This is a genomic window from Bacillus sp. ABA4_010, assembly GCF_056159105.1.
Map to the genome: position 1 here is coordinate 1,742,299 of NZ_JBSWUN010000003.1, position 23,617 is coordinate 1,765,915.

Annotated in this window: 28 protein-coding genes; 25 read left to right on the plus strand and 3 right to left on the minus strand. The window is 43.5% G+C overall.

Annotated elements, in window-relative coordinates:
- Positions 1-55 precede the first annotated feature (55 nt).
- The 5 genes from ACXAEO_RS09855 to ACXAEO_RS09875 are packed head-to-tail and all read left to right on the plus strand — an operon-like array spanning position 56 to position 4,065.
- Positions 56-1,306: an ABC transporter substrate-binding protein gene (locus tag ACXAEO_RS09855; RefSeq protein ID WP_474880354.1), complete on the plus strand. Its 1,251-nt coding sequence runs from the start codon at positions 56-58 to the stop codon at positions 1,304-1,306.
- Complete coding sequence (locus ACXAEO_RS09860) at positions 1,290-2,171, plus strand: ABC transporter permease (protein ID WP_474880356.1); 882 nt, start codon at positions 1,290-1,292, stop codon at positions 2,169-2,171. Before ACXAEO_RS09855 ends, ACXAEO_RS09860 begins: the two co-directional genes overlap by 17 nt.
- Positions 2,168-2,980, plus strand: a complete 813-nt coding sequence (locus ACXAEO_RS09865) for an ABC transporter permease (RefSeq protein WP_474880358.1) — start codon at positions 2,168-2,170, stop codon at positions 2,978-2,980. The genes ACXAEO_RS09860 and ACXAEO_RS09865 overlap by 4 nt, the downstream gene beginning before the upstream one ends.
- Positions 2,981-3,007: 27 nt before the next feature.
- The gene (locus ACXAEO_RS09870) at positions 3,008-3,463 is read left to right on the plus strand and encodes an ABC transporter ATP-binding protein (protein ID WP_474880361.1); all 456 of its coding nucleotides are present in this window, start codon (positions 3,008-3,010) and stop codon (positions 3,461-3,463) included.
- A gap of 11 nt (positions 3,464-3,474) precedes the next feature.
- A complete protein-coding gene (locus ACXAEO_RS09875; protein ID WP_474880363.1) occupies positions 3,475-4,065 on the plus strand; it encodes an ATP-binding cassette domain-containing protein in 591 nt (196 codons plus the stop codon).
- 76 nt (positions 4,066-4,141) lie between these two features.
- Here the strand turns inward: ACXAEO_RS09875 and ACXAEO_RS09880 are convergent, their stop codons facing one another.
- Positions 4,142-4,822 (minus strand): Crp/Fnr family transcriptional regulator, encoded by a 681-nt coding sequence (locus ACXAEO_RS09880; RefSeq protein WP_474880365.1) that lies wholly within the window; start codon positions 4,820-4,822, stop codon positions 4,142-4,144.
- A 139-nt stretch (positions 4,823-4,961) separates the two neighbouring features.
- Here ACXAEO_RS09880 and ACXAEO_RS09885 point away from each other — a divergent pair, with 139 nt between their 5' ends.
- The 10 genes from ACXAEO_RS09885 to ACXAEO_RS09930 all read left to right on the plus strand — a co-directional run bounded on the left by ACXAEO_RS09885 (position 4,962) and on the right by ACXAEO_RS09930 (position 13,137).
- A complete protein-coding gene (locus ACXAEO_RS09885) occupies positions 4,962-5,174 on the plus strand; it encodes a glutaredoxin family protein (RefSeq protein ID WP_474880367.1) in 213 nt (70 codons plus the stop codon).
- 244 nt (positions 5,175-5,418) lie between these two features.
- Positions 5,419-5,730: an HMA2 domain-containing protein gene (locus ACXAEO_RS09890; protein WP_474880369.1), complete on the plus strand. Its 312-nt coding sequence runs from the start codon at positions 5,419-5,421 to the stop codon at positions 5,728-5,730.
- A gap of 15 nt (positions 5,731-5,745) precedes the next feature.
- The gene (locus tag ACXAEO_RS09895; protein ID WP_474880372.1) at positions 5,746-6,291 is read left to right on the plus strand and encodes an HMA2 domain-containing protein; all 546 of its coding nucleotides are present in this window, start codon (positions 5,746-5,748) and stop codon (positions 6,289-6,291) included.
- 19 nt (positions 6,292-6,310) lie between these two features.
- Positions 6,311-8,452: a heavy metal translocating P-type ATPase gene (locus ACXAEO_RS09900; RefSeq protein WP_474880375.1), complete on the plus strand. Its 2,142-nt coding sequence runs from the start codon at positions 6,311-6,313 to the stop codon at positions 8,450-8,452.
- Positions 8,427-8,951: an HMA2 domain-containing protein gene (locus ACXAEO_RS09905; RefSeq protein WP_474884073.1), complete on the plus strand. Its 525-nt coding sequence runs from the start codon at positions 8,427-8,429 to the stop codon at positions 8,949-8,951. The genes ACXAEO_RS09900 and ACXAEO_RS09905 overlap by 26 nt, the downstream gene beginning before the upstream one ends.
- 15 nt (positions 8,952-8,966) lie before the next feature.
- On the plus strand, positions 8,967-9,188 hold the full coding sequence (locus ACXAEO_RS09910; protein WP_474880378.1) for a hypothetical protein: 222 nt from the start codon (positions 8,967-8,969) through the stop codon (positions 9,186-9,188).
- 355 nt (positions 9,189-9,543) lie between these two features.
- Complete coding sequence (locus tag ACXAEO_RS09915) at positions 9,544-10,491, plus strand: metal ABC transporter solute-binding protein, Zn/Mn family (RefSeq protein ID WP_474880380.1); 948 nt, start codon at positions 9,544-9,546, stop codon at positions 10,489-10,491.
- 76 nt (positions 10,492-10,567) lie between these two features.
- Positions 10,568-11,323 (plus strand): metal ABC transporter ATP-binding protein, encoded by a 756-nt coding sequence (locus ACXAEO_RS09920; protein WP_474880382.1) that lies wholly within the window; start codon positions 10,568-10,570, stop codon positions 11,321-11,323.
- A gap of 9 nt (positions 11,324-11,332) precedes the next feature.
- Positions 11,333-12,262, plus strand: coding sequence for a metal ABC transporter permease (locus ACXAEO_RS09925; protein WP_474880384.1), 930 nt, complete (start codon positions 11,333-11,335; stop codon positions 12,260-12,262).
- Positions 12,259-13,137: a metal ABC transporter permease gene (locus tag ACXAEO_RS09930; protein WP_474880386.1), complete on the plus strand. Its 879-nt coding sequence runs from the start codon at positions 12,259-12,261 to the stop codon at positions 13,135-13,137. The genes ACXAEO_RS09925 and ACXAEO_RS09930 overlap by 4 nt, the downstream gene beginning before the upstream one ends.
- 193 nt (positions 13,138-13,330) lie before the next feature.
- Here ACXAEO_RS09930 and ACXAEO_RS09935 read toward each other — a convergent pair whose 3' ends face one another.
- Together ACXAEO_RS09935 and ACXAEO_RS09940 are read right to left on the minus strand one after the other, a co-directional pair.
- Positions 13,331-13,450, minus strand: coding sequence for a YjcZ family sporulation protein (locus ACXAEO_RS09935; RefSeq protein WP_474880388.1), 120 nt, complete (start codon positions 13,448-13,450; stop codon positions 13,331-13,333).
- Between the two features lie 94 nt (positions 13,451-13,544).
- Entirely contained in the window at positions 13,545-13,712 is a 168-nt protein-coding gene (locus ACXAEO_RS09940; RefSeq protein ID WP_474880391.1) for a YjcZ family sporulation protein, read from the minus strand.
- A 215-nt stretch (positions 13,713-13,927) separates the two neighbouring features.
- Here ACXAEO_RS09940 and ACXAEO_RS09945 point away from each other — a divergent pair, with 215 nt between their 5' ends.
- The 10 genes from ACXAEO_RS09945 to ACXAEO_RS09990 all read left to right on the plus strand — a co-directional run bounded on the left by ACXAEO_RS09945 (position 13,928) and on the right by ACXAEO_RS09990 (position 23,608).
- Positions 13,928-14,311, plus strand: coding sequence for a hypothetical protein (locus ACXAEO_RS09945; protein ID WP_474880394.1), 384 nt, complete (start codon positions 13,928-13,930; stop codon positions 14,309-14,311).
- A gap of 153 nt (positions 14,312-14,464) precedes the next feature.
- Complete coding sequence (gene vrrA / locus ACXAEO_RS09950; protein WP_474880397.1) at positions 14,465-15,049, plus strand: VrrA/YqfQ family protein; 585 nt, start codon at positions 14,465-14,467, stop codon at positions 15,047-15,049.
- 193 nt (positions 15,050-15,242) lie between these two features.
- Positions 15,243-15,428, plus strand: a complete 186-nt coding sequence (locus ACXAEO_RS09955) for a hypothetical protein (RefSeq protein WP_474880399.1) — start codon at positions 15,243-15,245, stop codon at positions 15,426-15,428.
- A 214-nt stretch (positions 15,429-15,642) separates the two neighbouring features.
- The gene (locus tag ACXAEO_RS09960; protein ID WP_474880402.1) at positions 15,643-16,638 is read left to right on the plus strand and encodes a permease; all 996 of its coding nucleotides are present in this window, start codon (positions 15,643-15,645) and stop codon (positions 16,636-16,638) included.
- A 26-nt stretch (positions 16,639-16,664) separates the two neighbouring features.
- Entirely contained in the window at positions 16,665-17,645 is a 981-nt protein-coding gene (locus ACXAEO_RS09965) for a TIGR03943 family putative permease subunit (RefSeq protein WP_474880404.1), read from the plus strand.
- A gap of 161 nt (positions 17,646-17,806) precedes the next feature.
- Positions 17,807-18,721: a cation diffusion facilitator family transporter gene (locus ACXAEO_RS09970; protein ID WP_474880406.1), complete on the plus strand. Its 915-nt coding sequence runs from the start codon at positions 17,807-17,809 to the stop codon at positions 18,719-18,721.
- A gap of 586 nt (positions 18,722-19,307) precedes the next feature.
- Entirely contained in the window at positions 19,308-19,856 is a 549-nt protein-coding gene (locus ACXAEO_RS09975) for a TVP38/TMEM64 family protein (RefSeq protein WP_474880410.1), read from the plus strand.
- Between the two features lie 96 nt (positions 19,857-19,952).
- Positions 19,953-20,672 (plus strand): ZIP family metal transporter, encoded by a 720-nt coding sequence (locus tag ACXAEO_RS09980; RefSeq protein ID WP_474880413.1) that lies wholly within the window; start codon positions 19,953-19,955, stop codon positions 20,670-20,672.
- Between the two features lie 181 nt (positions 20,673-20,853).
- On the plus strand, positions 20,854-21,219 hold the full coding sequence (locus ACXAEO_RS09985) for an ArsR/SmtB family transcription factor (RefSeq protein WP_474880415.1): 366 nt from the start codon (positions 20,854-20,856) through the stop codon (positions 21,217-21,219).
- 43 nt (positions 21,220-21,262) lie between these two features.
- A complete protein-coding gene (locus tag ACXAEO_RS09990) occupies positions 21,263-23,608 on the plus strand; it encodes a heavy metal translocating P-type ATPase (RefSeq protein ID WP_474880417.1) in 2,346 nt (781 codons plus the stop codon).
- The last annotated feature ends 9 nt before the right edge of the window (positions 23,609-23,617 follow it).

Here is a 23,617-nt window from a genome sequence, read left to right on the forward strand (position 1 = left end):
GTTGACAAACCGTTAGAGAAAAAGAGATTGATAAGAGAGGAGAGAAAAGACCAATATGAAACACAACGTATATAAAATGATCGTTTTATTGTTAAGCGTTTCTTTTGTTGTTGCTGGTTGTTCGGGGGCAGATCCATCGAAGTCAGGGTCTGCGGATTTACTGACGGCCAATTGGGAAGAAGTGTTGGCTGAGGCGGAAGGCCAGACGGTGAACATGTATATGTGGGGCGGAAGTGAGACGATTAACCGCTACATGGATGAATGGGCAGCGCCGCGCTTGAAAGAGCAGGCCGGTATTACGTTAAAGCGCATTCCGATTAACGATACGAAAGATGTGATTAATCAGCTGCTTGATGAAAAGCAAGTAGGGAAACAAGATGGAAGTGTAGACATTATGTGGGTGAACGGCGAAAACTTTAAAACGGCGAAAGAGCAGGAACTTTTATGGGGCGCGTTTGCTGGAAAGTTGCCAAATGCTAATGAATATGTCGATCAAAATGCGCCGGACACAGCCAATGACTTCGGCGAAGAGGTAGCCGGTTTAGAGGCTCCTTGGGGGAAAGCGCAGTTTGTTTTTACTTATGATGAAAGCAAGGTAGAAAATCCGCCGAAATCAATGGAAGAATTGAAGCAGTGGGTGAAAGAACATCCAGGGAAATTCACCTACCCAGCTTTGCCTGACTTTACAGGAAGTGCTTTCGTGCGTCACGCTTTATATGAAACAACGGGCGGTTACGAGCAATATTTACATCCGCTTGAAGAACAAACGAACATTGAACAGACCATGGCGCCGGTTTGGGACTTTTTAAATGACATCGAGCCGTACTTATGGCGTAAAGGTGAGACGTATCCAGAAAGTTTGGCAAAGCTCGATCAGCTTTATGCCAATGGGGAAGTATGGATGACCATGGGCTATGATCCAGTTCGCCCAGCTGCTGAAGTGAAAAAAGGCATGTTTCCAGACACAACGCGCACGTTCGTGTTAGATGGTGGAACGTTATCGAATACCCATTATTTATCGATTCCGTTTAACGCTTCTCATAAAGCGGGGGCGATGGTGGCGATTAATGAATTGCTTTCACCTGATGCGCAAATGGCAAAGCTCGATCCGGCTCAATGGGGTGATTTGATGGCAATTGATCCGGAAAAATTATTAGAAGAAGATCAACAGAAGATAGCAGACATCGACATGGGGGCTGCAACGCTGCCGGTTGATGTATTAGCAGCGCATCGTCTGCCGGAAATTCCGTCTTCTTATGTTGACTTTATTGAAAAAGGCTGGTTGGAACATGTGGCCAAACGTTAAACCGTACGTACTCGTCCTTCCGACAATAGGAGTCATTGTGCTCCTATTTTGCGGGGGGCTTTTTGAAGGTTTGCTGCACAGCTTTGGCTATTTTCCAGCAGCGGGCCAATACGAATTTCATGCTGGGGCTTATGAGCGTCTGCTGCATTCAGAGGATTTTTGGGATTCCTTATGGCTGACGCTGCGGGTCGCGGCGATTTCGTCTTGTCTAGCGGGAGTGCTTGGCCTTGTTATCGCAATTGGTTTCCTCCTGTTAGGGCAATCGGTCAAAAGTCGGCTGCTTCATCGTATGTATCAATGGCCGTTAACCATTCCGCATTTAGTCGGTGCGTATTTAATGGTGCTTTTATTTATGCAAAGCGGCTGGCTGTCCAGTATTTCAGCCTCGCTCGGGTTGATTGAAGAAATAACGGATTTCCCCGTTCTAATCAATGAATGTGGAGGCATTGGCATCATCCTGGCATACGTCTGGAAAGAGGCGCCGTTCGTGTCGCTCATGGTTTATCCTGTACTTGTAAGGATTCATGGTTCATGGAGAGAAGCCGCTCGCGTATTCGGAGCGAACGATTGGAGATTTATCCGGAACATCGTGCTTCCGCTTGTGATGCCAGCATGGATTTCAGCGACGTTCATCGTCTTTGCTTTTACATTTTCTGCTTTTGAAGTGCCGTATTTACTTGGAGTGACCTATCCGAGATTGCTGCCGGTCTATTCGTTTCAGCTTTATACGAGCGGGGGGCTTGTTGACCGCCCTGAAGCGTTAGCGGTGAACGTTTTAATTGCGATTATAACAGCGGTGCTGGGCCTCATTGCTTATCGATTAAGCAAACGTTGGAGTGCAGGAGAAGAAGGGGGATGGGAATGATGAACAAAGCAATAGGCTGGCTGCAGCGATTGTTTTTGCTTTTAATTGTACTGTTCACACTTATTCCGTTTGTGCCGCTCGTTTTATCAAGCGTTTCTTCTGGTTGGAGCTGGCCAAACGTCATCCCGGATTCCTTCAGCTTTAGAGCATGGTCTTATGTCGCATCTGAAAGTGCTGGGACGTGGGCGGCTGTTAGTACTAGCTTAGTCATCGCTATTATAGTGACAATTATTAATGTTTTACTGGCAGTTCCGGCCGCCAATGCGTTAGCGCGAATGAAGCTAAAAGGAAAATGGCTGTTGGAAGCCATCATTTACGCCCCGATTATCATCCCGCCTTTTGTGGCGGTCATGGGGATGCATGTCACGTTTATTCGGCTCGGGTTAACGGGAACCATAACCGGTGTCGTACTCGCGCATATCGTTCCAACATTGCCGTACATGGTGCGTGCGCTTTCGGTCAGTTATCGCACATTAGGATTTCAATGGGAAGAGCAAGCCCGAATGCTGGGAGCAGGGACGGTTCAGCGCTTTGTCCATGTTGTGCTGCCACATCTTTTACCTGGCATTATTGCTGGTTCCAGCTTAAGTATATTGATTTCACTCAGTCAATATTTAATTACGTTTCTCGTCGGAAGCGGACAAGTGATGACATTGCCGCTTCTTTTATTCCCATTCATTAGCGGCGGCGATCAGGCGATTGGTTCCGCTTATACGATTTTATTTGCGATGATGGCGATTGTGCTTCTTGCTGTGATGGATGGGGTGCTGAAGAAACATTACAGCCAAAAAATGCGTGTGCATATGTAATACAGCGAAAGGGAGCGGAAAGCATCAATGGAAGATTTACAAATTATCGGTATGGAAAAGCATTATGGAGGGGATGCACAGTTTGCGTTAAAACCCGTTCATTTAACCATTCGAGCGGGGGAATTTTTTTCGTTGCTTGGCCCGTCCGGCTGCGGAAAAACAACTCTTTTGAAGCTTGTGGCGGGTTTGCTGCAACCGGACAGCGGAGAGGTGTCCCTTGGAGAGAACACGATTACCTTCTTACCTCCTGAGCGAAGAGGGTTCGGCATGGTATTTCAGCAGGCACTGCTATTTCCGCATATGACGGTGGAGGAAAATGTCGCCTTTGGCTTGAAGATGCAAGGAGTAGGGAAAAAGGAGCGGCTTAAGCAAGCCCGAAACATGCTGGAGAAAGTCGGACTAGAAGGGTACGGCTCCCGCTATCCATCCGCTTTAAGCGGCGGTAGCAGGAACGTGTCTCCCTTGCCCGCGCCCTCGTATTAAAGCCGCGCCTTTTGCTGATGGATGAACCGTTTAGTGCACTCGACCCAGAGCTTCGTGAAGAAATGCGCGAGCTTGTCCATCACATTCATCAAGAGCTTCGTTTGACAATTTTGTTTGTCACGCACGACCGGGACGAGGCCTTTCAGCTGTCTGACCGCATCGGTGTGATGAAAGAAGGCGTATTACTGCAAACAGGTACACCTCGACAACTATACGAACAGCCAAACGCTCCAGAAGTAGCGACCTTTTTAGGTGCAAAAAATGTACTGCACGGCACAATCCGTCATGGTCGTTTTCTTTCTGATGCTGTCGAACTGGAAGTAGGCTCAATGAAAGACCAGGATGGCTGGCTCGTCGTTCGTCCGGAAATTTTACAAGTTGTGAAAGCCGCGTCTGCTCCAAAAGAAGAACGGTCATATTATTTAACGGGAATAGTGAAGGATCTTTCGTTTAGGCAAGGCTTTTATTACATGAAGGTGCAAGTAGCCTCCCGCCTTTTTGATGTCGTTGATCGCGGAGAAATGGCATCATCTGTTGTAATTGGTGAAGAGGTTCACTTACAGTATGATATAGAACAATTAGCATTCATCCCTGAACAGTAAGGGAGATGAGAGAAAAACCGGCATGCAATGGAAGCACATGCCGGTTTTTCTTATGCCATTGAAAGCTGAACAATGATTAAATTTCTTCTAAAATTTCTTTCGCTTTTTCCACGTTAATCCACAGCTTCAAGCCTCGTTTAATGTAACCTTCTTTTTTCAGCTTGCTAATGACAGCACTTGTTGTTTCCCGTGTTGAGCCAATCATATTCGCTAAATCTTGATGAGTAACTTTCATTTCAATCGTTTGCCATTCATTTTTTCGTTTGCCTGTTTTTTCACTAAGCTTTAACAACAAATATAAAACGCGGTAACGAACATCGCTTAAGGCAATTTTTTCGCTCAAGCTGTACAGTTCTTTTAAGCGTGTTGATAAAATGGTAATAAACTTAAGGGCGATTTTCGGATTTTTCTCGATAAACTGTTCGAACTGCTCGCGGCTGATGGTACATAAGTATGTATCGACCATGGCTTCTGCATAAATTTGGTCATCGGTTAAAGAGAGTGTTGAAGTTTCACCGAAAATATTCCCGTCGACTAAAATATCAACTGTAAATTGTTTGCCGTTTTGATTCATGCGGAATAAGCGTACTTGTCCTTGTTTGAGAAGGAAAAGGGCTTCAATCGGATGGTCTGGTGTCACAATCAGTGTTCCTTTTTTCACCGGCTTCATTTCGCTCATCATATCGATTTGTTTTAAATCATCCATCGGCAATTCATCAAATAAGCTAATTTGAGAAAGTAAAAATATTTTATCCACTGTCTATTCCCCCGAGTATGGTTTCGTTATTTGTCTAGGTTGTTATCGTCATTTTACCATGTTGGGGCACCGTAATGTATCTTACAGAAAAATGTTGCAAATATTGAGTATGATAAGCATGGTAAGGGGGAATAAAATCGTGGAGTCAATTTTATATACAATAGATGGGTGCCATAAATGTTTTTTAGCTCGCAAGCATTTGCAAAAGCGAGAGATAAACTTTCAGGAAATCAATCTTTTGCAGGAGCCTTACGTTGCAAAAGAAATTAAGGAAAAAGCGGGAGAAGTGATTACACCTGTATTAGTAACTCGTGATGGTGTGTGGAAGGAATTGGATATTTTAAAATTATAATTTATAAATCGAGCTAGAAAATTTGGCATGACCGCCCTTGCATGGTTGGCGCCATCCGCTTTGATGCATTAAGTGAAATGTATATAGCTAGGATAGTAAAGACATGAGAAGCGAAAGGCAATCATGTCTTTTTTTGTATGTTTAAAGGGAGAGTAAATGTAAAGTGAATATTTACAAAACTTAACAATAAATTTATAATAAACTAACAAAAATGTAAAAAAATACTATATTTATAGAGGTGCTCATGTTAAAACAAGTTGCGTATTTGCATCAGTTAAAAAAATATGAACGTCGTTTAAATAAGCATCATATTTACATTGCCCACTTTATTCCAGGGAGAATTCGTTTGAAGAGCGACTTATGGAAACAAAATGAAGGGCTACTTCAAGAGTTGATGAATGTTATTAAAAACGAACCGTACGTTCAAACGGTGGAGTACGTCACCATTACAGGTAGTATGGTCATTGAATTTGTGTTAAAGGAAAATCCACCTGCGGAACAAATTGAGCAGTGGGTGGATCGATTAGTAAGTACTCAAGCGATTACGAATAAGTAAAAAGGAGCGATGTCAGTGTGGTCAACATTACTGGGGCTCGGTGCGTACATAATTGCTCCTAAGCTACTCGGGAAACTGCGGGAACAAAAGATACAAGTTATTCATGCAACACCGGGGCGTTTGCGGCTACAAAACGAGCGCTGGAAGAACGAACAAGCGGCGTTATACATAGAAAAGGCGCTAGTCGCTCACCCTCTTATTCAGGCATGCCGTGTGTCACCAATTACAGGCAGTCTTGTACTTGAATTTTCTACTCTATATTTACAGCAGGAGGAGCTTGATGCTATTTTTCAGCTTGTGACAGATGTGACCGTTGAAAGCTTTGCTGTCACCAATGATAAGCTGATGAATAGTGTGAGAGGAACATTTGAACGGGTGAACGGCAACGTGAAAAAGACGACCAATGGCTATGCGAGCGTGGACAGTTTACTGCTCGTTTATTTCGTCTTTCAGGGGATTCGAAGTTTCCCAGCCAACCCAGCCTTTGCAAGCAGTTTATTTTATTGGGCGTATACGGTGCTGAAAAATAGTGCGGAGAAAGGGGGAGACAGTAATCGCTAATATCGAGGTTCTCCACTCTTTGCCCGGACGATTGCGCCTTCGTTTGAAAACAAATTTGCCACAGGCTAACATTGAAGCGCAATTCCGGGAAGTTCCAGGCGTTTACTCGGCTGTTTATACACCTGCTACGAAAAGCTTACTCCTTTATTATAAGGAACATTTGGATTGGAAACAGCTTTGGGCGGTGCTGCAAACACGGAAGCAAACAAAGAATGAGGAGTACAGGTCTTCCGTTCGAAAAAGGGTATATTTAATCGGCCTTTGTGCCGTTATGTATGGCATTCATTGGCTCATGACGAAAAAAGCAGCTTCGTTCTTTTATATGGCGTTATTGAACAAGGTCATTGGTGCAGTCGTTTTGCTTCTATCTGCTTCTACTATTCAAAATGGCATAAAGGGAGTAGTGAAAGAGCGGAAATTTAATCCGGACTTTTTGACGATGTGCTCGCTCTTTGCCTGTCTTTACTTAAAGCAGCCAGCGTCAGCTCTTATCATTTATATGATGTCAACGGCAAGTGAAGTTCTGACAGACATGACGACCGTCAGAACGAAGGCGCACTTGCAATCACTGCTTCATCTTGAAGCACCCTATGCATGGAAAGTACTTCAAGATGATACAGTGAGCAAAGTGAGTGTTGAGCAAGTGGCTGTGGCGGACATGATTAAAATATATGACGGGGAGCGGATCCCAGTCGACGGAGTTATCGTAAATGGTCACGCTTTCATTGATGAATCGGCCATTACAGGTGAATATATGCCGAAAGAGAAAATGATGCAGGACGACGTGTATGCGGGGAGCATTTGTCAAAACGGGGAACTAATCATATGTGTAACAAGAACAGGCAGAGAAACGGCACTTGGAAGAATGATTCAACTCATTGAAGAGGCATATTCTTCAAAGGCGCCGACACAAGAGTATGCGAATCAAATAGCAGAAAAAATGGTGGGCGTCTCTTTCGGCCTTACGTTTCTGACATATGTGTTCACAAAAGATTTACACAGAGCACTTGGTATGCTTGTCATTGATTTTGTATGCGGCATCAAGCTTTCAACAGCCGCGGCCTTTTCTGCAGCCATCGGCAAAGCCGCTCAAAAAGGCATTCTTATTAAAAACGGCAGCTATGTCGAACGGCTAGCCAATGTTGAAACGGTTGTGTTTGACAAAACCGGCACGGTGACGGAAGGAAAGCCGTACATCGAGCAAATCGAATGTTTCTATGATTTCACAGAGGAAGAGGTGCTGCAAACAGCCGCCACCTTAGAGCAAACGTCTTCCCATCCGCTCGCCCATGCGATTATCGAAGAAGCGAAAAAACGACGTCTGCCCCTTTCGGCAAGGCTTGCTGATGAAAAAGTTTCTGTCGTCACAGGAAAAGGGCTTTTCGGGAAGGTTGAAGGAAAAATAGTTCATATTGGCAGTTTGCGATATTTGGAGGAAGAAGGAATTATGACGGAACATCATGTGGACGTGTCTTTAACATACTCCGTTTACGTCGGAATCGATGGTTGTCTAGCGGGAGCCTTTTTCATTCAAGACCGCATAAGGCCGGGGATGGAGCATACAATTCAACAGCTGCGGGCAACTGGCGTGCAAAAGGTCGTCATGCTGACAGGAGATGAGCAGCAAAATGCCAAAAAAGTAGCCGAAAAACTGAAACTTGATGAGTATTGGGCACATATGCTGCCAGAGGAAAAAGTCCGCTATGTGGAACAGGAGAAAAAACGAACCGTCATTGCAATGGTTGGTGATGGGATGAATGATGCTCCTGCCCTAACGAAAGCCGATATCGGCATTACGCTTGGAGGAAAACGAACCGATTTGGCCGTCGAAGCGAGCGATATTGTCATTTCCAAAGATGATCCGTACGTTCTCGCAGATTTGGTCGGATTGTCCAAAAAGACATTGCGCACCGTGAAACAAAACGTGGTGGCTACTTTATTTGTCAACGGAGGAGCAATTGTGCTCGGCGCATTTGGTATCATCTCTCCGATAGCGGGCGCAGCCGTCCATAATTTGGCCACAATTGGGGTGGTCCTCAATAGCATGAAAATTTTAGCGAAGGGAGAGAAGGAAGGTGACTCCTTTGTATACGGTTCTTCACGATATCCCAGGGAGAATCCGGCTGCAAGTGCCAATGCTGCGGAACCACTCCTCGTTTAAAGAAATTGAGATGTTTTTTATGGCAATTAAAGGTATCCGTGCGGTCAGAATCGAACCAATCATTCAGACAATGGTCATTATGTATGAAGAAGGAGAAATGACGAAACAGAAAATTTTTCAGTATATTTCTCTGTTTTTCCATCATGAATCATTAGATCCACTTGATCCCATTATGGTGAATGTCACGCCAGGTATCCGAAAAGCGATTTTCCGTTCACTTGTGACGGGTTTTTTATTAATGGTGGCGTTTGTGAAAAAACGATATACAAGCAGGATTGACGTATTCGACTATCTTGTTGTTATTTCCACCGCACATACGGTCTTGACACATGGCGGCACAAATCGTTATCGCCATCCAGACATCTTAACAGGTATTATTAGTTTATTTTCGCTGGGGGCAGGTAATTTGCTTCATGTGTGCATGGTTACATGGGCGGTTAACGTATTGGAAATTTTACATGATATTAAACGGACGAACAAAAGTCCGATTTTACTATAAAAGGAGAGAATAAAGATGGCATTTAATCAAGATTTTTTATTAGGGTTTGTATCAGGAACGGTAGTGGGAGCGGTAGGTTATCGCTTATATGAGCAAAATTCAGGGCAGTTGCAAAAGCTTCTTCAGCCAGCACAAGGCTTTCGTCCACAAGCAGGCGCCCAGCAGCCTTCATTAGAAGAATTAGTAGCGCAAAAAGAAAGATTAGAAGATTTAATTGCCGAATTGAAATTAAGTTAGATTGATCTAGCACAGCGGACATGATGAAAGAGCAGTCATGTCCGCTTAGGTGAATTTTTGAAGGACAGTTTCAGTTATTATGATTCTACTTTACTCGTTATTTACATAATTTTAATAAAAACGGTATTGAACAAAAAAAAAATGTAGTTTATAATAATCAAAAAGTTGACTCAAGGAAAAACATTTTTGTTCAGTTAAAAAACGTTACTTGTTGCAAAATAGTCTTTTGTCACGTTTTTTTAGTAAATCCATACTCTGTATCGAGTTATGTTTTCGGATGGATATGGTTTTTTTTGGGCAAAAAGTTTCCTTTGGTAAATATTTTTAAGAAAAGGAAAAAGGAGTGGAGATGTACATGATTTATTCGCGTATGAAAAGATTTTCAACTGGAATGCTTCTGTTTGTGCTTGCTTTGTTTGTAATGGCAGGGTGTGCCAGCCAAGAGACAACAACAGCTACTGGAGACGGGAAATTAAAGATTACAGCGACCATTGGCATGATTACAGATGTAACACAAAATGTCGGTGGTGAGCATGTGGAAGTGACAGGGTTAATGAAAACAGGAGTTGACCCGCATTTGTACAAAGCTTCTCAAGGGGATATTAAAAAATTAAGTGATGCGGAACTTATTTTATATAACGGCTTGCATTTGGAAGGAAAAATGGGTGAAATTTTCGAAAAGATGGAAAAAGATAAGCCGGTTGTGGCAGTGACTCGCGATATTGAAGAAAGCGAATTGAAGTCAGCTGACGACGGCACGGCTGGTCATGACCCGCACGTATGGTTTAATGTTCAGCACTGGATCACGGTAACGGAAACTATTCGGGATGTATTGGTGGAACAAGACCCGGACAATGCGGATGCCTATAAGGCGAATGCCGATGCGTATATTGCGAAGCTGCAAGAGCTTGATGCTTATGCGAAAGAGCAAATTGCCTCGATTCCAGAAGAAGGTCGCGTGCTTGTCACGGCACATGATGCGTTCGGATATTTCGGAGATGCATACGGCATTAAAGTAATGGGGCTTCAAGGATTAAGCACAGCAGCTGAATACGGTTCAAAGGATGTCAGCAACCTTCGTGATTATTTAGTTGAAAACAAAATTAAAGCCGTTTTCGTTGAATCGAGCGTACCGAAAAAGGCGATTGAAGCAGTTGTTGAAGGTGCGAAGGAAAAAGGTCATGAAGTGACGATTGGCGGCGAGCTATTCTCTGATGCGATGGGTGAAACCGGAACAGAAGAAGGAACATATATTGGTATGGTTCGTCACAACGTTGATACAATTGTGAACGCATTAAAATAAAATTTTTCAAGCAGACCCTGCTTTTAAAGCGGGGTACTGTCGTCTAGACGATAAGAGAACTGAAGGAGAGAAGACGATGATTGCACCATTAACAGTAAAAAACTTAACGGTTGCCTACCAGAAGAAGCCCGTGTTGCAAAATATTTCGTTTGAAGTGCCGGAAGGAGAATTAATTGGCATTGTTGGACCGAACGGAGCGGGGAAATCAACACTCATTAAATCCATTCTCGGGCTTATTCCACGAGTAGCAGGAGAAGTTGAAATTTACGGTAAACCATACAAAGAACAGCGCAAACTGATTGGCTATGTGCCGCAGCGAGAATCGGTTGATTGGGATTTTCCGACGAATGCGCTTGATGTAGTAACGATGGGGCGCTACGGCCATCTTGGCTGGTTCAAACGACCTAGCAGCAAAGAAAAAGAATTTGCCATGGAATGTCTTCGTCAAGTCGGGATGGAAGACTTTGCTGACCGTCAAATTAGCCAGCTGTCAGGCGGCCAGCAACAACGCGTATTTCTAGCGAGAGCGCTCGCGCAAGATGCTCAGCTGTATTTTATGGATGAACCGTTTGTCGGAGTGGATGCGGCGACGGAAAAAGCGATTATTACGTTATTAAACAACTTAAAGCAACAAGGAAAAACGGTCTTGGTCGTTCATCATGACTTAAATACCGTGAAAGAATATTTTGATTCACTCATTTTCTTAAATGTAGAGCTGATTGGAATTGGCAAGACAGAGGATATCTTTACGAAAGACTATTTACAAAAAACGTACGGCGGGAAATTAACGATGTTTGATTCTGAAAGAGAATCTTCTTTCATCATTAATTGAGGTGAAACTATGAATTGGCTAGAGATTTTCCAAGATCCGAACACACAGTGGATTTTATTTGGCTCGATGCTTTTAGGATTGAGCAGTGGGGTCATCGGCAGCTTTGCATATTTGCGTAAGCAGTCTCTTATGGGGGATGCGCTTGCTCATGCGGCACTACCTGGCGTTTGCTTAGCTTTCATGATTACAGGTTCAAAGTCGATTTTTTACTTTTTAATCGGGGCGCTTATTGCCGGATTGTTGGCGACGTTTCTCATCAGTTATATTACGAGGAATACCCGCATTAAACAAGATTCAGCATTAGGCATTATTTTGACCGTCTTTTTCGGTATTGGCATTGTGTTATTGACGCAAATTCAACATAGCGACGCCGGCAATCAAAGCGGCCTTGATAAATTTTTGTTCGGGCAAGCGGCTTCCATGATTCAAAGCGATGTATACACGATGGCGATTATTTCAGCTATCCTCGTCGGTGTTTGCGTATTGTTTTTCAAGGAGTTTAAACTGCTTTCGTTTGATCCGGGTTTTGCGAAAGGAATTGGACTTCCAGTCGTCTTTTTGGATCAGTTCATTATGCTTCTTGTCGTCGTTGCCGTTGTCGTTGGTATTCAAGCGGTAGGTGTCGTACTTATGGCAGCATTGTTAATTACACCAGCCGTTGCCGCTAGATATTGGACGGAAAAGCTGCATGTGATGGTTGCTGTGTCTGGATTATTCGGAGTGTTAAGCGGTATGGCTGGAACGCTTGTGAGCACGATGGTCAGCAACTTACCGACAGGGCCGCTGACCGTTTTAGCGGCCACATGTTTATTCGTTTTCTCCGTATTCTTTGCACCGAAACGCGGATTGGTCGCAAAAGCATGGTTGAGAATATCGGTGAAAAATGAGTTAACGAAACAGTCGTATGTGAAGAAAGTAAGGGAAGGAGAAACATCATGAACGATTTTTGGATTATTTTAATCGGGGCGCTTGTTGCCTGCTCTTGCAGTGTCGTCGGTTGTTTTCTCGTTCTTCGCAAAATGTCGATGATTGGGGATGCGATTAGCCACTCGGTACTGCCGGGAATCGTCATTGCCTTTTTAGTGAGCGGGTCACGCGATTCTATCTTTATGATGATGGGAGCGGCGGCACTTGGGTTAATTACGGTCTTTTTAATTCAACTGTTTCATCAAAGCGGGGTACAATCGGATGCGTCCATCGGTGTTGTGTTTACGGCACTGTTTGCCATCGGTGTGGTGCTCGTCAGCTTGTACACACGCCAAGTGGATTTAGACCTTGATTGCGTCTTGTACGGTGAAATTGCTTATGCACCGTGGAATACACTGACAGTTGGCGGAGTGGACATCGGACCGAAAGCAGTATGGGGAGTCGGGGCTACTTTTCTATTAAACTTAATGGTTATTGGCTTGTTTTACAAACAGTTTAAAATCACTGCCTTTGACCCAGCCATGGCAGCCGCTGTCGGCATACCGGTTATGCTGTTTCACTATCTTTTAATGGCGCTTGTTTCGTTCACAACGGTAGCATCGTTTGAAAGTGTAGGAGCGATTTTAGTTGTGGGTATGTTAATTGTACCAGCGGCAACAGCTTACTTGCTGACGGAAAAATTGAGCGTCATGATCGGCATCAGCATGATCATCGGTATCATCAGCTCAGTACTTGGTTATTACATGGCTTATTTATATGATGCGTCCATTGCCGGCTGTATGATTACAGTAGCAGGGATGTTGTTTTTACTCGCATTATTCTTCTCGCCAACACACGGCATTGTGATGAAAAAGTGGAAACGCAGAAAAATGATGGCGGAGCTATAAGAAATAAAGCCTTTTGAAGAGGAAGTCAATCGAATGGAATATCATATCAGCTTGAAGTGATTGCAAAAGGCTCTCAAACAGAATTTTCATAAAGCAAAAAGAGGTGGGGCATATGACGTTCGTATGCCCCACCTCTTTTTTTGAATAGAACGAAAAAGGCTTGCTGCAGAAAATATCAGCAAGCCACCCAATATTAGTATCCGTAACCATAACCACCGCTGCCGCCAACATAAGCTGTGCCGACGATGATTAACAGGATGAATAATACAACGATTAACGCAAATCCTGCGCCGTATCCATATTTTTCAGACATTTACATACACCTCCTTCTAGAGATGATAGTCTTTATTCACGAATGGAAGTTCTTTTGAACATGTAAGATGAAGGTGAGCAAGTGTGAACGCAAATTAATATTTAAAGCCTACCGCACCAACAATAATTAATAGAATAAACAAGACAACGATTAACGCAAAGCCGCTCCCACAGCCGTAACCGCCTCCGTATCCGCCACCATAACCATAACCGCCGCATCCGCAGCCATATCCGTACCCATAACCACCGAATCCAAATGGCATGTAACTTCGACCTCCTTTTGATATCGGTAATTGTTCAATTGCAATTACCTGTTAATAACATATGCACAAACGAAAGATGTGTTTGGGCATATGCCCGTATGGACCAAGTTTCCTACAATGCTGTCACGAGGATGTTTTAGTGACGCTGCCTCTTTGTGGCAAACGTCCATAGGCTGAATATAATAACAGTGAAAATGTTAAGGGGGATAAAATGTATGCAACACGGATATGACATGAATATGTATGGAAACAATCAGCCTATGAACGAGAAGATGATGGAAGACTACAATCATGAAAAGAAGATGCATGACTTTTGCAAGAAATACAAATATCACTATGTCATGATGGAGACACATGACGGAAATGTATATGACGGCATCATTGATAAAGTCGAAAACGGTCAAGTATATATGTTGCTTCCGATGGAAGATGAAGGAGTGGGCACGGAAGGTACTCAGTCACGTTATGGTGGATATGGTGGATACGGGGGCTATAGCGGGTATGGTGGATATCGATTCCCGCGCAGATTCCGGAGGTTTCGCCGCTTCAGGTTTCCGTTTTTCGGGATTCGCGGTTTCTTTTTCCCTTTTTTTTATTAAGTTTGTTCAAAAAGATCGCTGCGGTGATCTTTTTTTGATTTTCCTTTTTCCCGTGCAATCGCCTATACGCTTACGCTATGAAAAGAATACGATATAAAAGCACAGATTGATTTCTCTTTTGTTTTAAAAAGGGGAGAGAAAGGAGGGAAGGAAATGCGCCAACTATTGCAGACTCTTTTTAACAAACAAAGGGGACCAGGAGGGTTTCAGCAGCCTTTTAATTTTGGGCCACCCATGCCGCCAGGTCCGGGAGGTTTCGGATTTAGAGGCATTGGCGGAGCGGGCCCGACAGGATTTGGGCCAAGAGGTCTCGGAGGGTTATTCTCGCCAGGAATTCCGACACAGCCGATGGCATCATCCGGAGGATTTTTGCAAAAGCTGTTGTCAGGTGCGGGTGGATCAGGTGCCCAAGGTGGTTCTAGTATCATGGGAGCGCTCCAAAATGTTCAAGGTATGCTGAGATTGGCAGAAAGTGCCGCTCCAATGGTTCAGCAATATGGGCCGATGGTAAAAAACCTTCCGGCGATGATGAGACTAATGAAGGAATTGAACAATCTCGATAGCGATGAAGAAGAAAACAGCGCGCAACTGGTAGCGGAAGCACCACCCGCAGCAGAATCGGAAATTGCAGTAGAAGTTGAAGAGGAAGAGGAAGAGCATCGTCTACCAACCAGACACATCGAGCCGAAAAGAAGGGTAAACGAATCAAGAGCTTCCATTCCGAAGCTGTACATTTAACGGCTTTCCCTCCTTTTTCGTACACATGCTTTTCAGGCAAAAAGACCTTCAGTAGAGGGTCTTTTTTGGTTTGTCAGCGGACATCATGGTAAAAAACGATGTCGAATGATTTGGACCAATTTTTTGTATCCATTTTCGTTTTTGTGAATATATTGAGCTTTGTAGGAAATAAGATTGCTGGAGGATGGACATCGTGATCAAAAATGAAAAAACACAACAGATGCAAGAAGAAGGGACGTTTGACCAATTTATGGCTGAAATTCGACATATGCCGCACTACAAAATTGTAAACGATAATATTAACCACTCAAACGACTACGTATATGCGGTCGTGACACCTGTTGACAATATGGAATTGTCATTGAAGAAGCATGTTTAAAAGTTTGAAGCAAAGCTGCCATTTAATCCACTAAACAGGAAAAAATGGCGGCTGTTATTATAAGTTTTATTAAAAAAAGCTCGTTTTTTTAAACCACTAAGTCTATTTCATGTTAAAATGAATGGCGGCAGGAATAAGTTTCTTTTTTTGTCATATAAATCGTAATGATAACGTTTAGAGATAATGGAGAAGAAATAGAGTATGGAGGGTTTTCATGAGGACAAGCTTTCAAAAAATGAGGCAAGAATTGATTGGTTATAGTTTATTAGTTTTATTTCTTTATTGTTTTTTTGTGATTGATCCAAAGAATGTGGCGTTTTCTCTTCCAAGCGATTGGATGAATGTGAATTCGATTTTTTTAAGCATCGTGCTGGAAGCTATCCCATTTATTTTACTTGGGGTCTTTGTTTCTTCCTTTATTCAAATTTTTGTATCGGAACGACTGATTCAGCGCTTTATTCCGAAGCATCCAATTGCAGCTTTGCTTCCAGCGGCGATTATGAGCGCTTTGCTGCCAGTTTGTGAGTGTGCCATCATTCCAGTTGTTAGAAGGCTACTGAAAAAAGGAATGCCGCTTCATGTCGGGATTGTTTTGCTTGTGGGAGCGCCAATTTTAAATCCAATTGTATTCGCTTCTACATACTATGCGTTCACGTCAAATAAAACGATTGTGTTTGGCCGAATGGGACTAGCTTTCGTGCTTTGTATCGCCATTGGATTGTTCGTATATCTTTTATTCCGAAATCGCAATCAGCTGCGGGAAGAAGAGAACCATCATGTCCACCATCACCATCACAGTGGAAATCGCTTGAAGCAAATGCTTTTTCATGCGAGCGACGAGTTTTTTGACATGGGAAAATATTTAATTATGGGTGCGTTTGTCGCCAGTTTGTTTCAGACGTTTTTAGACCGAAATGCTTTAGTGGGTCTTGGGTCGAGTGAATACGTATCTCCGCTCGTCATGATGACGTTTGCGTATGTGCTTTCACTTTGCTCGGAAGCAGATGCATTTGTCGCGGCTTCGTTCACTAATACCTTTTCGACAGGCTCATTATTGGCGTTTTTAGTATATGGCCCGATGATTGATGTGAAAAACACGCTCATGATGCTGTCGGTGTTCAAAGTGAGATTTACCATTGCCTTTATCGTTATTGTGACGATTTCGGTTTATATTGCGATTTTGCTGTTCCAGACGTGGTTCGTGCTATAAAGGATTCATAAAGGAGAGGAAAAAACATGGAGCAACCATCCAATCACGCATTTATTCGTGGAGTCATCTTAACAGGCTTCTCTCTATTGATGTTTAAATTAATACTCTCTGGAGATATTCAACTGTTTATCGCCCCAAGAATGATGCCGTTCATTTATTTCGCAGCACTGACCTTTTTTATGCTCGGTGTACTGCAAATTTGGCGAAGCGGTTCAAAGGAAGACGTACATGTTGATTGCGGATGCAGTCATCATCCGCCGAAGCGTTCATTGACAAGTCTGTTCATTTACAGCTTATTCGTACTTCCTGTCATGACAGGCTTTTTATTTTCCAACAACATTTTGGATAGCTCGGTTGCGGAGAAGCGGGGGATGAAATTCGGCGTGAATGCAACGGCCCGTCCTGAGCCAGAAGAACGTCAGGAGCTTATCGAACAAGGGAATGCCGAAGCCGAATTGTATTTGGAAGATCCCGAAAAATATATGGAAGAACTCGAACGGCGTGTGCAGGAAGAAGCAGGACAAGAAGGCGACCTTCCTTTAACGCATGAAGAAGGATTTCAAATTCAAGACCCGCCAGACGGCTTTTATGAGCAGCTTGAAGCACAGTTTATGAAAAAAGAGAAGATTACGGTACCTGATGAAACGTTTATTCCGCTTATGAACATATTTGACCGAAACCCAGCAGCCTTTATCGGGAAAGAGATTGAGTTGACAGGTTTTGTCTACCGGGAACCGGATTTTGAAGAGAATCAGTTTGTAATAGCCCGCTTCGGTCTTTCCTGCTGTGTAGCGGATGCGTCCGTTTACGGCATGCTTGGAGAGGCGGAAGAAGCAGCAACGCTCGGTGTTGACCAATGGGTGAACATTAAAGGAACGATGGCTGTGACTGAGTATAACTCGATCCGTCTGCCATATATTCATATTACCGAAGTGGAACGAATCGACCCGCCTGCTACACCGTATGTGTACGAGTTTTATGAGGGAGGAGAGCTTGCCATTCCATAAAGCAGCCTTTTTGGCTGTTTTTTTATGGGATGTGTTAAAGTGGTGAAAACGGGAATAAACATAAAAGAAGCTGTTGCACGTTTCTCAACTTTGTTCCATAATGTATATATGAATATATGTTCATATATTAGTTGTAAAATAATTTGAAGGAGGTCTACTGTATGGGGCATTCTCACCATCACGACCATTCCCATGGCCACCATCATCATGGTACAGGAAATAAGAAAGCATTACGGCTATCGTTTATATTAATTGCTACGTATATGATAGTGGAGGTCATCGGCGGACTTCTTACAAACAGTCTCGCCCTTTTGAGCGATGCAGGCCATATGCTTAGTGATGCGGCTGCGCTCGGATTAAGCTATCTTGCGCTCACGTTTGGCGAGAAAAAAGCGACGCTGACGAAAACGTTCGGCTATAAGCGTTTTGAAATTTTAGCTGCCTTCATTAATGGGATAACACTGATCGTGATCTCGATTTATATTTTTTTCGAAGCGTATCACCGTTTAATGGAGCCGCCTGGTGTTATTAGCTCTGGAATGCTCGTTATTTCAATCATCGGCTTAATAGTCAATATTGCAGCCGCTTTTATTCTGATGAAAGGTGATACGAGCGGCAACTTAAATGTCCGCAGTGCCTTTTTACATGTGCTTGGGGATATGCTCGGGTCGTTCGGCGCTATCATTGCCGCATTGCTGATTATGTTTTTTGGCTTGGATATTGCTGATCCGATTGCCAGTGTGATTGTTGCGCTATTAATTGTCATCAGCGGCTGGCGGGTGACGAAAGACTCGTTTCATGTACTTATGGAAGGAGTGCCCGCTAGTCTCGATTTAACGGAAATAAAAGAAGCGCTGTTGTCTATGAAGCAAGTAAATGCTGTCCATGATTTGCATGCATGGTCCATTACGTCTGATTTTCCAGCCTTCAGCTGCCATTTAGTTGTGAATGAAGAAGCAGACTATGATGAAGTGCTTTTATCTGCGAAAAAAATTCTTCACGATCGGTTTCATCTGGACCATACGACGATTCAAATTGATAAAAGCGATTCAAGCTGTGTGAACTGCTATGAATGAGGGGGGGCTGAAAGGAGAAACACCACCTCTTTTCAGACACCCTCTGCAAAATAGACCGTTACCCAAACCGAGGAGTATTACGAATTTTGATAAACGGTCTATTTTGCATAAAAAGAAAAACGATCGTTTCGTCGAAAATTTTGATACTTATTAGACAGCCTCTTTTAGACGAGGAGGAGAATGAAGAACAATGCAACGAATCATTCGATGTGGTCGGCGTTAGTTTAATATGAAGTGTGAAGGCTCTTGGAACAGATATGGGCCGATCCTTTCATAAAATGTATGAACCAGTTGACAACAAATGAAGGATTACGGATGATAAAGGAAACTTCCATTGGTGGAGGGCGACCGATGGTTAGTTGACTTATCGGGCTTTTATCACTGACTTAAACAAGGAACAAAGACTAAACGCAACGTCTTTGCTTATGCATCCTGTAGGAAGTGAGGGTCTCTTACTGCTTGTTAATGCGGGATAAAGCTGTAATGTTGAACGGAATGTACCGGAAAATGGTGGTGAAAAAGCTCAACAATAATTAGAGAGTGTGCGCTGTGTACAGCGGGCATGGAATAGACAGGTGGATGAATCATGCAAGAAGTTGTCATAGAATGGTTTAACGAGTATAGTCAGTTGGCAGTCATCATCAGCCTTGGAATAAATATCATTATTAGCATTTTTGGTGTTATTCCAAGTGCCTTTTTAACAGCGGCCAACTTGGCGTTTTTTGGATTTGTAAAAGGGACCTTCATCTCTTTTACAGGTGAAGTCATCGGAGCGGGTGTCGCCTTTTATTTATATCGAAAAGGACTAAGAGGCAGATCACAGGAGAAACTCAACAACTACCCGAAGCTGCATCGATTGTTGGCAGCGACAGGAAAAGAAGCCTTTTCTCTTATTGTCGCTTTTCGCCTCATGCCGTTTGTGCCGTCTGGGTTTGTGACGTTTGGGGCCGCTGTCGGCAATGTGGGGGGCCTTACTTTTCTGCTTGCTAATGCCGTCGGGAAGCTGCCAGCAGTGTTGTTGGAGGCGTACTCGGTTTATCAAGTGTTGAACTGGACGTGGCAAGGAAAAATCGTCCTGCTTGCGTTCGCCGTTGTTTTGCTCATTCCGTTTTTGAAAAAATGGAGAAGCTCTTAATAGACTAAAGTGGTATGAACATGTGACAAGCTATGTATCTCTCTGTCCGCTCTTGAATACATATAAAGATAGGAAAAAAGAGCGGGGGGATATGGTGTGTCGGGAGCAATGGGATTTACCGTCTGGTTAATGACGGCTTCATTGTTAGGATTAGGCGCTGGGGGAATGATTGGCAAATTAGTTTGTACCGTATGCAAAGGAGGCATTCATTACGTCTATAGCTGCTGTGGGGGGATGCTGTTTGGCTTGCTTTGCTTTGAGATTATCCCGCATTCTCTCCATTATTACCATTTAACAGGAGTAGCTGTTGGCATGGTGAACGGGTATTTATTCATGGTGTTGCTAGAGTCTTATTTACATAAACACACGGCTGCTCATGAACGGCTATGGCCATTTCTTCTTTTTATCGCTCTTGCGCTGCATACCATTCCGTCTGGATTAAATATTGGCGTGACGATGGGATACAGTTCGTTTTTAACGTCCTCATTTTTAATGGCGCTCATCATTCATCAAGTACCGGAAGGGGTTGCGCTGATGGTATCTCTGTCGGCGGGGAAATGGAATGAATGGTTGTTTCTTCTTATTGCACTATTATTAGCCGCAACACTCGGAATCAGCATGCTGGCAGGACATGAACTACAAGTTGAGTCCGTTAAGCTGAATGCCTTGCTGGCAGGAACCGCGATTGGAACATTTGGCTATGTCACCATTAATGATATGTTATGGAAATCGCTTCGTGAACTGAACTTCCTGCGATTTACTGGAACGGCTCTGCTTGGGTTATTTATCATCAAACTATATTTCTTCTTTTTTTGATGACTGTCATGAAGTCTGGATGGATAAACTGTGAAATGGTTTATCTGTCTAGGCTTTTTTTGTAACGTAAAAACCGGTGAGTGAATACAATAATATTCAAACAATTATTTGACCGTTTTGTCGATTTATCATATTATTATAATCAAACAATTATTTGAATGTACGGTTGAAGGAGGATGACATGGCAAAAGATCGTTGTGATGTATACTGTTTTAATGAAGAAAAGGTTGACCGCATTAAGCCATTAATTGATATGGAAGAAATACAGCGTGTGACCAAAATGTTAAAAGCGTTGGCGGACGAAACGCGGATGAAAATCGTCTTTGCTCTTTATAAAGGAGAAGAGCTATGCGTATGTGATGTTGCTAATATTGTCGGTGCTACAACTGCAACGACTTCCCATCATTTGCGCCTTCTAAGAAACATGGGCATCGCCAAATATCGGAAAGAAGGAAAGCTTGCCTTTTATTCACTCGATGACGAGCATGTAGAACAGTTAATTGAGCTTGCTTTTATTCATCAAAAAGAAGTCGAAACGAGAAGCTGAACGAAGCAAAGCTACGTTGGGATTGCATGAGGAGTTGAATGTTGTGAGTCAAAGAGCAGATGTTAAAACGGAACCGAGGAAAGGGATATACTGTTCCTCAACGGAAGTGAAGGAAAACAGCCAAAGCGAAGAAAAAAGCTGTTGTTCCTCAATTGAAGTAAAAGACAATAGCCAAAGTGAAGAGAAAAGTTGCTGCTCTTCCACTGAAATAAAAGATACTAGTCACAATGAGAAAACAAGCTGCTGCAGTACGAATCACGAAAAAACGGAAGAGCCGATGGTACAAACAAGCAAAAAGGCGAAAACGTATATTATCGAAGGAATGGATTGCGGGGCTTGTGCGAAGTCACTTGAGAACCATTTGCGGAATGTATCGAGCGTCGAAGCAGTTAATGTTAGCTTTTCAACAGGAAAAATGCACATTGAGCATGATAATAGTGTGGAAGACATTCAAAAAGAAGTTGAAAAAGCTGGCTATAAAGCGACATTCATTTCAAGTCCAAGACAAGCAGTGAAGACGGAGAAACAGTCGGGAGCGTATAATTCGCTTATCGCATCAGGAGTAGCGATTGCCCTTGGATTTTTGGGGACGTATGCAGGAATTTCAGAAGCCGTAACAACCCTTCTTTATGCTTTTGCTATCATCATTAGCGGTTATAAGCCGGCGAAAAGTGCGTATTATGCGGTGAAAAGCCGGTCACTTGACATGAATGTACTGATGACGATGGCAGCGATTGGGGCGGCTCTGATTGGAGAATGGCTCGAAGGGGCGACCGTTGTTTGGCTGTTCTCATTAGGAGCGGCCCTTCAAACAAGGTCCATCGAACAAACTCGAAAATCCATCCGAAATTTAATGGATCTGGCACCGCCAGAAGCGTGGATTAAAGTAGACGGAAAACTCGTCAAAAAAGCGGTCGAAGACGTGACAGTCGGACAAATGATGGTCATTAAGCCTGGGGAGAAAATTCCGTTGGACGGTGAGATTATAGCTGGGCAATCGAGTGTAAATCAAGCGCCGATTACCGGGGAGTCTATTCCCGTTGATAAAGAAGTCGGTGATGCTGTTTACGCCGGAACGATTAATGAACAGGGGTCACTGGAAGTAAAAGTAACGAAGCTAGTAGAAGATACGACGATTTCAAAAATTATTCATTTAGTGGAAGAAGCGCAAGAAAAGAAAGCGCCGACAGAGGCGTTCGTCGATAAATTTGCCGCGATTTACACACCGATTGTGTTCGTCGTTGCGCTTCTTATGATGATAGTACCGCCGTTGCTTGGCCTTGGTGAATGGGGCGAATGGTTTTATAAAGGACTAGAGCTGCTTGTCATTGCGTGTCCTTGTGCCCTTGTCATTTCCACACCTGTTGCGATCGTATCCGCGATCGGAAATGCAGCGAAAAACGGCGTTCTCATTAAAGGCGGAACGTTTTTAGAAGCGGCAGGACGAATTAAAGCGGTTGCCTTTGATAAAACGGGGACACTGACAGAAGGAAAACCAGCTGTTTCAGACGTATTGCCATTGACTATTTCAGAAGAGCGCCTTATTTCGATAGCGGCTACATTAGAAGAATATTCAACCCATCCCATTGCAAAATCAATCGTGCAATACGCACAAGAAAAGCGTATTCCTTCTTTAGCGGGAGATGACTTTAAAAGCATAACCGGTAAAGGAGTGCAGGCGGTCATTGCCGACAACGTTCACTATGCAGGAAACATGAAGTTATTTAAAGAAATCGGCACGCCATTTGGCGAGTCACTTTCCGAAATTGAGCGTCTCCAAGCGGAAGGGAAAACAATTATTATCATCGGAACCGCCAAAGAAATATTCGGTGTCATCGGCGTAGCAGATGCGATTAGACCAGCTGCCGTTTCTGCGCTTAGCCGTCTGCAAAAGGCCGGGGTGGAACAAATGGTGATGCTGACAGGAGATAATGAAGGCACAGCGAAACGAATTGCTGCTGAAGCCGGAGTGAACCGTTACTTCGCTGAACTGTTGCCAGAAGACAAAGTAAGGGCGGTAAAGCAGCTGCAGCAAGAAGGCTACAAAACGGCGATGGTCGGGGACGGCATTAATGATGCCCCAGCATTGGCGACAGCGGACCTCGGCATTGCCATGGGCGGAGCGGGAACTGATACAGCAATGGAGACAGCTGACATCGTCTTAATGGCTGACAATCTCGAAAAGCTTCCTTATACGATTCATTTAAGTAAACGAGCATTAACAATCATTAAGCAAAACGTTTGGTTTTCTCTTATCATTAAGGCAATTGCTTTACTGCTGATTTTCCCAGGCTGGCTCACATTATGGATGGCTGTACTAAGCGATACAGGAGCAGCACTCATCGTGATTTTAAACAGTCTGCGCTTAATGAAAGTAAATTCTGATTAACAAAAAAGA